Annotated in this window: 15 protein-coding genes; 4 read left to right on the top strand and 11 right to left on the bottom strand. The window is 69.7% G+C overall.

Annotation, left to right across the window (positions count from 1 at the left end; all coding sequences use genetic code 11):
- Positions 1 to 15 precede the first annotated feature (15 nt).
- Together GGR12_RS14635 and GGR12_RS14630 are read left to right on the top strand one after the other, a co-directional pair.
- On the top strand, positions 16 to 570 hold the full coding sequence (locus GGR12_RS14635) for a DUF2939 domain-containing protein (protein ID WP_183205215.1): 555 nt from the start codon (positions 16 to 18) through the stop codon (positions 568 to 570).
- On the top strand, positions 567 to 908 hold the full coding sequence (locus GGR12_RS14630; RefSeq protein WP_183205213.1) for a hypothetical protein: 342 nt from the start codon (positions 567 to 569) through the stop codon (positions 906 to 908). The genes GGR12_RS14635 and GGR12_RS14630 overlap by 4 nt, the downstream gene beginning before the upstream one ends.
- On the opposite strand, the gene alaS is transcribed toward GGR12_RS14630, so the two are convergent.
- Complete coding sequence (gene alaS, locus GGR12_RS14625) at positions 905 to 3,565, bottom strand: alanine--tRNA ligase (protein WP_183205211.1); 2,661 nt, start codon at positions 3,563 to 3,565, stop codon at positions 905 to 907. The two genes, GGR12_RS14630 and alaS, sit on opposite strands and share 4 nt — an antisense overlap.
- Positions 3,566 to 3,636: 71 nt before the next feature.
- Positions 3,637 to 4,158 (bottom strand): MarR family winged helix-turn-helix transcriptional regulator, encoded by a 522-nt coding sequence (locus GGR12_RS14620; RefSeq protein WP_183205209.1) that lies wholly within the window; start codon positions 4,156 to 4,158, stop codon positions 3,637 to 3,639.
- A 91-nt stretch (positions 4,159 to 4,249) separates the two neighbouring features.
- Here GGR12_RS14620 and GGR12_RS14615 point away from each other — a divergent pair, with 91 nt between their 5' ends.
- On the top strand, positions 4,250 to 4,672 hold the full coding sequence (locus tag GGR12_RS14615) for a VOC family protein (protein WP_183205207.1): 423 nt from the start codon (positions 4,250 to 4,252) through the stop codon (positions 4,670 to 4,672).
- Here GGR12_RS14615 and GGR12_RS14610 read toward each other — a convergent pair.
- Entirely contained in the window at positions 4,669 to 5,136 is a 468-nt protein-coding gene (locus tag GGR12_RS14610; protein ID WP_183205205.1) for a hypothetical protein, read from the bottom strand. The two genes, GGR12_RS14615 and GGR12_RS14610, sit on opposite strands and share 4 nt — an antisense overlap.
- A gap of 165 nt (positions 5,137 to 5,301) precedes the next feature.
- Between GGR12_RS14610 and GGR12_RS14605 the strand changes: the two genes are divergently transcribed.
- Positions 5,302 to 5,601, top strand: a complete 300-nt coding sequence (locus GGR12_RS14605) for a hypothetical protein (RefSeq protein WP_183205203.1) — start codon at positions 5,302 to 5,304, stop codon at positions 5,599 to 5,601.
- Between the two features lie 324 nt (positions 5,602 to 5,925).
- Here the strand turns inward: GGR12_RS14605 and recA are convergent, their stop codons facing one another.
- From recA to chpT, 8 genes are all read right to left on the bottom strand, one after another.
- Complete coding sequence (gene recA, locus GGR12_RS14600; RefSeq protein WP_183205801.1) at positions 5,926 to 7,008, bottom strand: recombinase RecA; 1,083 nt, start codon at positions 7,006 to 7,008, stop codon at positions 5,926 to 5,928.
- 169 nt (positions 7,009 to 7,177) lie between these two features.
- The gene (locus GGR12_RS14595; RefSeq protein ID WP_183205201.1) at positions 7,178 to 7,738 is read right to left on the bottom strand and encodes a hypothetical protein; all 561 of its coding nucleotides are present in this window, start codon (positions 7,736 to 7,738) and stop codon (positions 7,178 to 7,180) included.
- Positions 7,739 to 7,740: 2 nt separating this feature from the next.
- Positions 7,741 to 8,853 (bottom strand): M48 family metalloprotease, encoded by a 1,113-nt coding sequence (locus GGR12_RS14590; protein WP_183205199.1) that lies wholly within the window; start codon positions 8,851 to 8,853, stop codon positions 7,741 to 7,743.
- Positions 8,850 to 9,527 (bottom strand): hypothetical protein, encoded by a 678-nt coding sequence (locus tag GGR12_RS14585; RefSeq protein ID WP_183205191.1) that lies wholly within the window; start codon positions 9,525 to 9,527, stop codon positions 8,850 to 8,852. The genes GGR12_RS14590 and GGR12_RS14585 overlap by 4 nt, the downstream gene beginning before the upstream one ends.
- Positions 9,528 to 9,596: 69 nt before the next feature.
- Positions 9,597 to 11,480, bottom strand: a complete 1,884-nt coding sequence (locus GGR12_RS14580) for a M20/M25/M40 family metallo-hydrolase (RefSeq protein WP_183205189.1) — start codon at positions 11,478 to 11,480, stop codon at positions 9,597 to 9,599.
- Between the two features lie 81 nt (positions 11,481 to 11,561).
- Positions 11,562 to 12,377 (bottom strand): CheR family methyltransferase, encoded by an 816-nt coding sequence (locus GGR12_RS14575; RefSeq protein WP_183205187.1) that lies wholly within the window; start codon positions 12,375 to 12,377, stop codon positions 11,562 to 11,564.
- Between the two features lie 4 nt (positions 12,378 to 12,381).
- A complete protein-coding gene (locus GGR12_RS14570) occupies positions 12,382 to 12,753 on the bottom strand; it encodes a response regulator (protein WP_183205185.1) in 372 nt (123 codons plus the stop codon).
- Positions 12,754 to 12,856: 103 nt separating this feature from the next.
- Positions 12,857 to 13,513 (bottom strand): histidine phosphotransferase ChpT, encoded by a 657-nt coding sequence (gene chpT, locus GGR12_RS14565; protein ID WP_183205183.1) that lies wholly within the window; start codon positions 13,511 to 13,513, stop codon positions 12,857 to 12,859.
- Between the last annotated feature and the right edge of the window lie 56 nt (positions 13,514 to 13,569).

Genomic DNA, 13,569 nt, shown 5'->3' with positions numbered 1-13,569 from the left:
TCGCCTGAGAGTGCAATGAACACCAAACTGCTCACCGGCGTAGGCATCGCCGCCGTGGCTGTCGGCCTGCTGGTCTGGACCGCCGCGCCAGTGCTGGCCGCGCAGTCGCTGATCCGCGCCGCCAAGGCCGGCGACGAACAGAAGATCGAGGCCCTGGTCGATTTCCCGGCGCTGCGCGACAGCCTGAAGCAGGAGCTGAACGACGAGATCACCGCCCGCATGCGCCGCGATCCGGACCTGGCCGACAGCGGCCTCGGCGGTCTCGGCGCCATGCTGGCCCCGATGATCCTGTCAGGCGCGATCGACGCCGCCGTCACGCCCGAGGTGGTCGCCTCGATGGTCACCACAGCCGAGGCGCCCGATCCGGTCCGCCGCGATGCGCCCGAGCCGAACGACAAGGCGAGCGGCGACGACATCCACCAGTCGTGGGGCTACCGCGACCTGAACCATTTCGCCGTCACCCTGACCGACCGCGACCACCCCGATCAGCATCTGGCGCTGATCATGGAACGCCGCGGCCTGTTCAGCTGGAAGCTGGCGGCCGTGGACCTGCAGAACGACGCGCCGTGAGCGCGGGCTGGGATCGCGCTGAACTCGCTACCGCCCAATGCATCGCCGAACGACCGGATGACTATGTCGAAGCAACGCGTTCCGTTCTGACCGACCTGATGATGCTGCTCCGCCGCAGCGGTCGTCCCGCTCCGAGCATTGAGCCCGGCTACTTGCCGACGTTCGTGATCACCTGGGATGAGCCAGAGGCCAGCAACCTCCAGATGGAGGTGTTTGACGATCGCGTGGAAGTTAGCCGCTATTTCGATGGCCGGACCGACATCTGGTACGAGCCGCATGCTCCCGGCGAAAGCTTCTCGGAAGCTTTCATCCGGGAACTGCCTTCAGCTGAGGCTTAACCCGCCAGAGCCGCCCGCACCGCCGCCAGACCGTCCTCGGCCTTGCCGCCGTCCGGCGCGCCGCCCTGGGCGAAGTCGGGCTTGCCGCCCGCGCCCTGACCGCCCATCGCCAGCACCGCCGCGCGGGCCAGATCGGCCGCATTGACCTTGCCGACGATGTCCGAGGTCACGGCCACGGTCACCGCGGCCTTGCCCTCGGTCACGCCGATCAGGGCGACGACGCCCGAACCGACCTGTTTGCGGAAGTCCTCGGCCACGCCGCGCAGGCCCTTGCCGTCGACGCCGTCCAGCACGCGGGCGATCAGCTTCACGCCGCCGATCTCTTCCGGCGCCGCATTGCCGCCCGAGCCGCCGCCCAGCGCCAGCTGCTTCTTCAGGTCGGCGACCTGCTTCTCCAGCGCCTTGACCGAGCCCGACAGGGCGTCGACGCGGGCCGGCACGTCGCCCGGCTGAACCTTGAAGCCCTGGGCGAGCTTCTTGGCGATATTGGCCTGGGTCAGCAGGTACTGACGCGCAGCCTCGCCCGTGAACGCCTCGATCCGGCGCACGCCGGCGGCGATGCCGCTCTCGGACACGATCTTGAACAGGGCGATGTCGCCGGTGCGGGCCACGTGGGTGCCGCCGCACAGTTCGATCGAATAGGCGCCGTCGCCGCCCAGGGCCGAGCCCAGGGTCAGCACGCGGACCTCGTCGCCGTATTTCTCGCCGAACAGGGCGACCGCGCCGGCCTCGATGGCCTCCTGCGGCGCCATCATCTTCGTCTCGGCCGGGATGTTCTGGCGGATGACGGCGTTCACCTCATCCTCCATCCGCGCCAGTTCGTCCTCGGTCACGGGGGCGTTGTGGCTGAAGTCGAAGCGCATGCGCTCGGCGTCGACCAGCTGGCCCTTCTGGGCCACGTGCGGGCCCAGCACGTTCTTCAGCGCGGCGTGCAGCAAGTGCGCGGCCGAGTGGTTGGAGCGGGTCGTCAGGCGCGCCTGCGCGTCGACGCGCAGCTGGACCCGGGCGCTGATCGCCAACGTGCCCGAGGTGACCTCGACCTTGTGCGCGAACAGGTCGCCGGCGTTCTTCTGAACATCCAGCACCGTGCCCGAGCCGGTCTGGCCCGTGGCGTCCGTCCACTCGATCTCGCCCTTGTCGCCGGCCTGGCCGCCGCCCTCGCCGTAGAAGGGGGTGCGGTCGAACACGACCTCGGCCGTCTGGCCGGTCTCGACGGCGTCGACAGACTGGCCGCCGTGAACGATGGCCAGCACCTCGCCGACGCCCTCGACGGCGTCGTAGCCGGTGAATTCCGTCGGCCCCAGGCGGTCGCGCAGCGCCAGCCATTCGCCGGCGTTGGCGGTCTGGCCCGAACCCTTCCAGTGCTCGCGCGAGCGGCCGCGCTGCTCTTCCATCGCGGCCTCGAAGCCGTCGACGTTGACGCCGAAGCCGCGGCGACGCGCCTCGTCCTGCGTCAGGTCCAGCGGGAAGCCGTAGGTGTCGTACAGGGTGAAGGCGGTCTGGCCGTCCAGCATGGCGCCCGGCTCGAAGCCGACGGTCGCCTGGTCGAACAGGGTCATGCCCCGGCCTAGGGTGGTGCGGAAGCGGATCTCTTCCTGCTTCAGCGTGTCCTCGATGAACGGCTGGGCGCGCTTCAGCTCCGGATAGGCCTCGCCCATCTCGTTCACCAGCGTCGGCACCAGACGGTGCATCAGGGGGTCGGTCGCGCCCAGCAGGTGGGCGTGGCGCATGGCGCGGCGCATGATCCGGCGCAGCACATAGCCGCGGCCTTCATTCGACGGCGTCACGCCGTCGGCGATCAGGAAGGACGACGAGCGCAGGTGGTCGGCGATGACCCGGTGGCTCGGCGCCTTCTCACCATCGGCCCTGGTCGAGGTGGCGTCTTCCGAGGCGGCGATCAGGGTGCGGAACAGGTCGGTGTCGAACACCGAGTTCTTGCCCTGCAGCACCGAGGTCATGCGCTCCAGGCCCATGCCGGTGTCGACCGAGGGCTTGGGAAGGCTGCGAACGATCTCGTCGTTCTCCTTCTCGAACTGCATGAAGACGTTGTTCCAGATCTCCACGAACCGGTCGCCGTCCTCGTCCGGCGAACCCGGAGGGCCGCCCGGGATGTGATCGCCGTAGTCCCAGAAGATTTCGGTGCAGGGACCGCACGGGCCGCTGTCGCCCATGGCCCAGAAATTGTCCGAGCCGGCGATGCGGATGATCTTGCTGTCCGGGAAGCCGGTGACCTTCTTCCAGATGTCGAAGGCCTCGTCGTCGTCGATGTAGACGGTGACCAGCAGACGGTTCGGATCCAGCCCGAAGTCCTTGGTGACCAGGTTCCACGCGCGGTCGATCGCGTGTTCCTTGAAGTAGTCGCCGAAGGAGAAATTCCCCAGCATCTCGAAGAAGGTCAGGTGCCGGGCCGTGTAGCCGACGTTGTCCAGGTCGTTGTGCTTGCCGCCCGCGCGCACGCATTTCTGCGAGCTGGTGGCGCGCGGGTAGGGCGGGGTGGAGGCGCCCGTGAAGTAGTCCTTGAACGGCACCATGCCCGCGTTGACGAACAGCAGGGTCGGGTCGTTCTGCGGCACCAGCGGAGCCGAGTGGACCTTCTCGTGGCCGTCGGCCGCGAAGTAGTCGAGGAAGGTCGAGCGGATCTGTTTAAGGCTGGCCATGGGTGTCGCGGACGTCGGTCAGGAGAGGGCAGGGGAGGCAGCGTGCATATAGGTCTTTCGCCTCGAACGCATCACCCCTCCGTGTCTGCGTTCTCCGTCCCCGCCGCGATCGACGCTGACAGCTTCCGCAACAGGGCGGCCAGCGCCGCCTCGTCGTCCTCCGACAGCGCCTCCAGCAGCCTCGTCTCCACCGCCATGTCCTCGCGGAAGGCCGCCTCGGCCCGCGCGCGACCCTCGTCGGTCAGCTGCACCAGCAGGCTGCGCCGATCCTCCGGCGACGGCGGGCGCGAGATCAGGCCCGCCTTCTGCAACCGGTTCAGCCGGTCGGTCAGGCCGCCCGACGAGATCATCAGCGACCGGAACAGTTCGGTCGGGCGCAGCGCATAGGGCGGTCCGGACCGCAGCAGGGTCGAGACGACGTCGAACTCCCCCGTGTCCAGGCCGTGGCGGGCGAATACGCCCTCGATCGCCGGTCGGCTGGCCAGAACCGCGCGCCGGGCCCGCCCCAGCACGTCCATGCCGCCGGTGTCGACGTCCGGCAGCTCCTTCGCCCACTGGGCGCGGCGCTCGTCGATGGGGTCGGGTTCGGACATGGCGCCTCAAGATGTCTTGACGTCGAGATAGTTGGTATTATCTTGATGCCAAGATAAATGGGGGCCGACCCCGGAGCAAGGAGAGATCGGGATGGACACGTATCTGCAACCGACCACCGGCCTGACCGTCAGCGGCATCGACCACATCGTCCTGCGCGTGAAGGACCTCCCGGCCTCGATCCGGTTCTACGCCGACGTGCTGGGCTGCCCGGTCGAACGCCGTCGCGACGACCTGGGGCTGATCCAGCTGCGCGCCGGTGGTTCGCTGATCGATCTCGTTCCCGTCGACGGCGTCATCGGCAAGCGTGGAGGTCCGGCGGCGGGCGTCGACGCGCACAATGTGGATCACGTCTGCCTGCGCATCGCCGGCTTCGAGCCGGAACGGGTGCGCAACCACCTCGCCCGGCATGGGGTCGAGGTGGAGTCCGAAGGCGTGCGCTACGGCTCGTCGGGCGACGGCTATTCGATGTCGGTCACCGATCCCGACGGCAACGGCGTCGAGCTGCGGGGCTAGCGGAGCGGACGCAACAGGCGGGCGGCGGTCAGGGCCAGGGCGATGCCGAAGAAGGCGTGCGCCATCAGGCCCAGGCCGATCATGTGGGCGGGTGGAACCGGACGATCCGGGGCCATCGACAGCGGCACGACGATCGCGTTCATCACGCCATAGACGAAGACGCCGAAGCTCAGGCCCGACAGCACCGGCCGGCGCAACAGCACGGGCGCCTGCCCGGCGGCGATGACGAACATCGCGCCGAAGATGATCGAGATGGCGAAGTGGGCGACCCCCCCGATCGCCGCGCTGGTCATGCCGCCCCGGAACGACGCCGGGCCCAGCAGGCCGCTGGCCACCGCCTGCAGGATCTGCACCGGGGACGCCGGGCGATAGATGACGAAGGCGGTCAGGATATCCGCCGCGCCGCCGGCCAGACCGGCCAGAACCGCGGCGCGCGCCTGGGCGCCGAAACCCGATTTCAGCATGTGAAGTCCTCCCGGAGCCGACCGTTACGCTTCACCGCGCCGGACGCAAGCCATGCGCGGCCAGCGGGCGTCCGACACCCGAAATTCGCCTGAAAGGGGTTGACGGCCGCCCAAAACTCGCCTCCCAGTTGTAGCGCGGGAGATTGTTCCCCGGGGAGAAACAGCATGATCAATGTGCGTAAGATCTGCCTTGCGGTCGCCGCGGCCGCGCTGACGACGGCCGCCGTGGGCCCGGCCGAGGCGCTGGTGCGCCAGTCGTGGGACCCGAGCATGGTGGCCTATTCGTACGTCTATTACGCCGATGCGGCCAAGACGATCGAGCTCGGCTACGCCGAGGACCAGTGCGTCGCCAGCGGCAGCAGCGTCTATGTGAGCAGCCCCTACATTCCGACGGCGTACTACGACCGGACGCCGATGTACGTCTGCTCGGGCATGGGCCCGTATCTGCCGCCCGACTGGGGCTGACACGCCAGTCTGTCGACAGGAAGGGCGGTCCGGAAGGACCGCCCTTTTCTTGTGGGCCGGGACATGGGCGACAGGCCGCACGGGCGCTGCGGGCTCTGGGGCGGGTTGTCTGCGAGGGCAGCGGCCGGTCCCCGTCGATGGCGGGTTCTCGCCGGGTCGCCTGTCGGAAAACGGATTGGGCAGCCGGTCGACGCGCACATGTCGACACGAAAAAAGGCCGCCCGACACGAGGTCAGGCGGCCGCTCCGTCCGGTCCGGCCCGGCGGGGTCGGTTGGCGGGTCGCCGGACCCGATCGGAGAAGTCTCAGTCGACGGGGCGGGCGATCAGCCCTCCAGGTCCTGGCCTTCGTCCGGCTCGGGCGTGCCCAGAAGTTCGTCGGCGATCTTGGTCGTCGAGGCGCGCACGGCCTTCTCGATCCGGTCGGCGATGTCCGGGTTGGCCTTGAGGAAGGCCCGGACGTTCTCGCGGCCCTGGCCGATGCGCTGGCTGTCGTAGGAGAACCAGCTGCCGGACTTCTCGACGACGCCGGCCTTCACGCCCAGGTCGATGATCTCGCCCAGCTTGGAGATGCCCTCGCCGTACATGATGTCGAAGATGACCTCGCGGAACGGCGGGGCGACCTTGTTCTTGACCACCTTCACGCGGGTCGTGTTGCCGACCACTTCGTCGCGGTCCTTGATCGCGCCGGTGCGGCGGATGTCCAGACGGACCGAGGCGTAGAATTTCAGCGCATTGCCGCCCGTCGTCGTCTCGGGCGAGCCGTACATGACGCCGATCTTGTGACGGATCTGGTTGATGAACAGCACGATGCATTTGGACTTCGAGATCGACGCCGTCAGCTTGCGCAGCGCCTGGCTCATCAGGCGGGCCTGCAGGCCCGGCAGGCTGTCGCCCATCTCGCCCTCGATTTCCGCCCGCGGCGTCAGCGCCGCGACGGAGTCGATGACCACGATGTCCACGGCGCCCGAACGCACCAGGGTGTCGACGATCTCCAGCGCCTGTTCGCCCGTGTCGGGCTGCGACACCAGCAGGTCGTCCAGGTTCACGCCCAGCTTCTGGGCATAGACCGGGTCCAGCGCGTGCTCGGCGTCGACGAAGGCGGCGACGCCGCCCTTCTTCTGGATTTCAGCCACGGTGTGCAGCGCCAGCGTCGTCTTGCCCGACGATTCCGGGCCGAACACCTCGATGACGCGGCCGACCGGCAGGCCGCCGATGCCCAGCGCCATGTCCAGACCCAGCGAGCCGGTCGAGACGCTTTCGATCTCGGCCACGACCCCGGCCTTGCCGAGCTTCATCACCGAGCCCTTGCCGAAGGCGCGATCGATCTGTGCGATCGCCGCCTCCAGAGCGCGCTGCTTGTCGCCGTCTTCCTTGCCCACCAATTTCAATGCCGCCTGCGCTGCCACCTTGCCGCTCTCCCTTGCCATGATTCCCGTCTGGTTCCGGGAGAGACCCGCCAATGGACCCGCTCCCTGTTGAGGCGGACTATGTGCACGGTTTGTTCCGGTTGCCAATATGTTCTTTCGGAACGAAACGGGACTACGTCCGATTTTGACGTACCCTCTGCCGGTTCTTTCAGAACTGCACGCTGTCCATCGTCGCTTCGGCCGACGCCAGATCAGCCTGATAATAGTGCTCGGCCGGGGCCAGATAGACCGCCACGTACAGCCTGCCGTTCGCCTTCACCGCCTGGCCGCGACCCCGGATCATCAGCCCGTCCGCGTCGAAGCCCTCGACGTCGAAGCGCACGCCCCGCTCGCCGTTGATCACGACCGGCCGGAGCGCCGGGGTCGTCACCCGCTCCAGCCCCGTCGCCGCGAGGCTGTCGACGACGAACTCCACCTGTTCCCTGACCGACATGGTCGCGCTGTAGATCGGGCTGGTCGCGGATTTCGACGTGAACAGACGCTCCCCGTCGACCAGGCCTCCGCTCAGGTACAGCCGGTTCAACAGCGGCCCGTCGATCGTCAGCAGCCGCACCTTGCCGCCCTTGTCCGTCGAGACATCGCTCCAGTCGCGGGCCAGGGTGACGCGGGCGTCCCCGACCGCATACGCGCCCGCGGGCGCCAGCGCGACCATGGGCGTGCAGGCCGACAGGACGATCGCAGCCGCCGCGATCAGGAACGTCCGGCGCATTCTCACGAGCCTCCCAGGGCGGCGAGACTGTCCTCGACGATCCAGCGGTCCTCCGCCGTCGGCGCCCGCTCGAGGTAGGTCCGCCAGGCCGCGCGCGCCTCCGCGTTGCGGCCCAGCCGCGCCTGCACGTCGCCCAGCTCGCGCCAGACGGCGACCGGCGCATCGGTGTATCCGGATGCGGCCAGATAGGCGTCGCGCGCCCGCTCGGCGTCGCCCTCCTCGCGCCGCAGCCGATAGATCTCGCCGCGATGGAAGCCGAGCACGCCCGCGTCCATGCCGTCGCGTTCCAGGCGCGCGGTCAGGGCCAGCGCGCCTTCGAAATCCCGGCGCCGCAGGTCGTCCGCCAGCCACCCCGCCAGATGCGGCCGGATCGCGGCGCGCCACGCGTCCCGCTCCCTGCGCCAGCCCTCCGGACTCGCCGCCCCCAGGGTCTCCAGCGCCGTAACCCGGTCGGCCGCGATCCCGTCGTCCTGCCGGCTGCGCCACAGATCGGCGGCCGCGCCCGGATCGTAACCCGCCTTCACCAGGCGTTCGAAGCCGATCCGGTCCGCCTCGATCTCCTGCGCGAGGGAATAATCGTCGCTCGCCGCCACCGCGCCGTGGCGGGCCATGTCGCCCACCGCCGACAGATCGACGGCGTAATAGGCCCCGGCCGCGCTGGCGACCGCCCCGACCGCCATCGCCGCGCCCAGCCGCGTCTTCAGGGCGTTCCGCTGCTCGACCGGGTGGTTCGCATCGACGTGGCCGATCTCGTGACCCAGCACGAAGGCCAATTCGGCTTCGCTGCCGACACGCAGCAGCAGGCCGGACCACACCTCCAGATATCCGTTCGGCGCCATCCCGGCGTGGAACCCCGGACGGTCCATTACCTGGACCCGCAGGTCGACGCAGTACTCGGGCGCCACCCGACAGGCGACGTCCCGCACATATGCGTTCAGCGCCGGGTCGGCGTTCAGCTCCGACGACCGGCGCGCGTCCCGCTCCGCCGCCTCCGCCGCCGTCCACAGAGCCTCCGGCGTCGACTGGCGCGCGAACGCCGGCTGGGCAGTCAGGACGCCGGCGAGGGCGCCGGTCAGCAGGGCGGAGCGCAGGCCTTCCTTGCGGGCCGTCGTCACAGCGGCGCGTCCTTCATCATCTCGCTGACCAGGGCGGTCGCGCCCTCGGGCGAGCGGATGTCGGCGTGCGGACCGGCGATCGCATGGTTGAACCAGATCACCCGCCCGGTTTTCAGCTCGACGAGGGACGCGAGTATCTGTTGCTCGCCCAGCGGCACGCCCATGCCGAACGCGGCCATCACCACCATCGTCGCCATCCGACCGCCCGAGGCGTAGGTCCCGCGCGCGGAGGTGAACAACGCATAGTCCGCATCGGGGTCGAGCGCGCCGGCGCCGTCTCCCAGCGTCCAGTCGAAGCCCGTTTTGGTCGGCAGCCTTCGCGGTCCGTAGTCGAACACCAGGATCGAGGCCCCGACCGCCTGGTGCAGTCGCATCAGCTGACTGGCGCGCCCCTCCATCGCCATGTCCGGATCGACGACGCGGACGGCTTGCGACGACTGGCCCAGCCTGTTCTGAAGCGCGGTCTGCAGATTGCTCGCGCCCAGTTCGCTCCAGTCGGCGCGGGTTTCGCTCAAACCCACGGCCGTCAGAACGGCCAGATCGACGTCCGGTTTGATCAGCACGACGGTCGCCGCCGCGGCCGGCGGCGCGGATAGCGTGGCCGTCCGGGACTCCGTCGCGCTCGCGCACGCCGCCGCCATCAGGCAGGCGGCGACGATCAGAAGTCGCCTCATAGTGTGAAACTCCCCCGTGTCTTCGTGCACCTTAAGCGCGAACGCTCAAGGTGCAACAGGGGAGGGGCGTCAGCTTCTCCCGCCGACCGCCGGCGCCGGTTCGGCGATCCGCGCCGCCGTCGACAGGCCCGCGCCCACGACCAGGATCGCCACCGCAGCCAGCAGCAGCGGGCGGCGCACGCCCGAGCCCGGCTCCAGCGGCCGCATCAGCATCAAGGCCAGCAGCGCCGTCAGCGCCAGCGCGCCCGGCAGGTCCATGCCGATCCCCAGGAAGACCGGATGCGACAGGCCGACGATCCAGCCCACGCCCACGACCACGCCCAGCGCGATCGGCGCCAGCGACGGCGCCCGCGTCAGGCCCGGATCGGCGAACGCGGCTGCGACCGCGACCAGCGCAGCCAGCAGGGCGGGCCACAGGAACAGGAAGGCCGCCTCCGGCGCCGCCGCCTGCGCGCCCGACGCCAGGATGACGACCAGGGCGATCAGCCCGGTCCAGCCGCCCCAGGTCGACCGCGCCGACAGGCTCGGGAACAGGGACAGGCCGATCGAGACGACGGCGGCGCCCAGCACCACCGCATTGACCCCGCCCGTCACGGTCGCGGCGATCGCCACGACGGCGATCACCCCGGCGACGATCCGCCGGTCCAGCTTCGCCCGCCCGCCCAGCACGGTCAGCACCAGCGCCAGCATGGTCAGGGCGACGCCGGCCTCCATCCACGGCAACCGGGCCAGCAGGGTGTAATAGGCCTCGGCGCTGTCGATGCGCGACGACACCGGCCCGCCCAGCTGACGCACGCCCTGGGCCAGCACCAGGCCCGTCGTCAGGAACCACAGTCCGTCGACCACGCCGCGGCCGACGTCGCGGAAGGTCAGCCCGGCCCGCGTCTTCGCCCGCCACGCCGCCAGCGCCAGCAGACCGATCGCCAGGGCCAGCAGCACCCAGCCGAACGCCGGCGGATGGCTGACGATCACGCGCCCGAACAGGTCGGCGTAGACCGCATTGGCCGTGGCGGCGGGCAGGGCGGGGGTCCTCAGCATCGCGTCCGCCGTCTCCAGCGCCTGCGAGCCGATGTGCTGCACGCTGCCCTGGTCCAGGGCCTCGGCCGTCGCGACCGGCGCGTGATATTGCTCGGGCCGGCCGATGAAGGCGAAATTCACGCCCTGCACGCCCCGGTCCTTCGACACGGTGAAGTCGGTCCCGTTGGGCATCTGCTCATAGACGAACACGGCCAGCGAGTTGGAGGTCACGCCCCCGCTCGCCTTCGTCGCCGCCTCGCCGAACAGGTCGATGGTCTGCGCATTGCCGCGGCCGGTCTCGAACATCATCGCCCGGCCGCCGCCGCCGCGCGCTTCCAGATTGACCACCGCGCCGATGCGGTCCCGCAGCGGATGGCCGCCCCAGAACACCCGGGCGCCGTCCAGATCCAGCTCCTCGCCGTCCGTCAGCAGAACGACCAGCGTCCGGTCCGCCGGACCGCGGGCCCGGATGGCGCGCACGGCCTCCAGCACCGCGGCCACGCCGGCGGTGTCGTCCGCCGCGCCGGGCGAGGTGTAGGTGGTGTCGTAGTGGGCCATCAGCGCCACCGCCGGCAGGGCCGGGTTCCGGCCCGGCAGCACGCCGATCAGATTGGTCACGCTGTAGTTCGCGGCCTTCGGATCGCCGCCCCACTTCTCCAGCCGCCGGATCGATCCCGGCGACAGCGGGCCGGTCTGGATCGAGGTCTGCAGCCCCAGCGCATTCATCCGCTGCAGCAGATAGGCCTGCACCCGCGCATGGTCCGCCGACCCCACCGGGTGCGGCCGTTGCGCGATCTCGCGCACATCGGCCATCGCCCGCGCCGCCGCGAAATCCGTGGCCGGGGCGTCCGCCGGCGCCGGTCGCGGCCCCTGCAAGGTCATCACCCCGATCGCCAGCGCCAGCACCAGCGATCCAACCAGCCACAGAAGCCGCATGTTCATCCTCCCCGACGAAGCGAGAAGGACGCTATCGGGTCAGGGGGCGGCCGTCACCTGCTACCCCACGGTGCTTTTTGATTACGCCGCCCGGCGCAACGCCGACGGCGACTTCACGAACAGGCCGCGGCGACCCGCCACCGCACGGAAGGCGATGCTGTCGCCCTCGATCTGTTCGTCGGGACCCAGGAACAGGCAGCCGTCGTCGACCAGCCGGCGCTCGAGGTTCTCCAGCACCTGGCCGCGCCGCACGGGGTCCATGTCGTTCAGCACATTGCGGCAGAAGATGACGTCGAACCGCGTATCGTCCGCGGGCGGGTCCAGCAGGTTGGCGCGGGCGAAATGCACGGTCGCGCGCAGCTCGGCGCGCGCGATCCAGGCGTCCTCGGTCTGGTCGAACCAGCGCAGCATGGTCTCGGCCTTGAGGCCGCGCTGGATCTCGAAGCCGGTGTAGGCGCCCGTGCGGGCCTTCTCCAGCGCGCGCTGCGACAGGTCGGTCGCCACGATCTCGACGGCGGCGCCGGTCTCAAGCGCGGCGATGGCCACCGACCAGACTTCCTGTCCCGTCGAACAACCGGCCGACCAGATGCGCACCGGCTGGCCCTCGCGCGCCCGGCACAGCGCCGGCAGCAGCTCCTGGCCGAAGGTCTCGAAGGTCGGCCGGTCGCGGCGGAACCAGCTTTCCGGATTCAGCAGCGCCTCGATCACGGACCAGCCCAGGCCCGCCACCGGCTTGGCCCACAGCGAGGCCAGCATGGCGTCGACGGTCTCGAACCCCTCGCGACGGGCCACCGGCCCCAGGCGATGCTCGGCCAGCTTCATCCGGTCGCGGGTCAGCCGGAACCCCGCACGCGAGGCCATCAACGACTGCAGACGATCGAAGTCTTCCGGCGACATGGGTTCAGACGGCCCCCACCTCGGCGAATTTGGAGGTCAGGATTTCGCCGTCGAACGGCTTCATCACATAGTCGTCGGCGCCCGCCGAAAGAGCCTCGGCGATGCGCTCGGCGCGCGTCTCGATGGTGCAGAACAGGACCTTGGGCCCGGCGCCGCCCGGCAGGGTGCGCAGGCGGCGAAGGAAGGTCAGGCCGTCCATAACGGGCATCGACCAGTCCAGCAGGATCACCTCGGGCATCAGGCTGGCGCAGAAGGCCAGCGCCTCCGAGCCGTCGGCCGCTTCATCGACCTCGAAACCGAGGCCCTCGACGATGCGACGCGCGACCTTCCGGATGATCCGGCTGTCGTCGACGATCAGGCAGGTCCTGGGGGTCACGGGTAAATCCTGATGAGCGAAACGGCGCGCAACGCCCGCTTGTGCACCGACCCCATGATCGCCGCGAGCCGGTTAACGAGTCCTTGGGAAACCGGCTTAAGCGTCAGTTAGGCATACGCGCGACAAGGGCGACCCGGCCCTCATCGACCTGGACGTCCAGCGATCCGCCCGCGTCATTGGCCGTCAGCCACAGCCAGTAGGGCTGAATCCATTGCCCCGGCAGGCCTTCCTCCAGCGGACGCCCGGCCAGACCGGCCACCGCTTCCGCCTTCAGACGCGCCCGCGGGCCGTCGGCCACGCCCTCGATCACCAGCGCGTCGCCGTCCTTGCGCGCGGCCACCGTCGCCGCCCCGCCCGACGGCAGCGCCGCCATGGTCAGATAGGCCAGGTTCACCATCGCGCGCGCCTGCGGCTTGGAATAGCTGCCTTCGCCGGCCTGCCAGTCCAGCGTCGCCCGACCGCCGTCGGTCAGGCCCGCGACCAGTTCGCCCAGTTCGACGCCCGAGAATCGCTCCGCCGACGTCGAGGCGCCGAACGCCACCCGGGCGAAGCTGACCAGCGCCACCATCTTCTTCGCGCTGGCTTCGATCAGCCCCATCGCGTCGTCGCGCATGTCCTGTGCGGACGGATCCTTCAGCAGGTCCAGGCCAGAGCTGATCGCCCCGGCCGGGCTGATGAAGTCGTGGCACAGCTTGCCTGCAACCAGGGTCGCGAGGGCCTGTCCATCGGGCAGGACGTTGTCGTTCATGGCGTCGGTCATCGGGCTTTGCGGGTCACAGCAGGAGGGCTGTCAGACGCTGACCTGATTTGCCGGTG

Source organism: Brevundimonas lenta (genome assembly GCF_014196335.1).
GTDB classification, from domain to species: domain Bacteria; phylum Pseudomonadota; class Alphaproteobacteria; order Caulobacterales; family Caulobacteraceae; genus Brevundimonas; species Brevundimonas lenta.
Note: the sequence above shows the minus strand (reverse complement) of the source record. Positions and strands in the feature narration are given on the sequence as shown.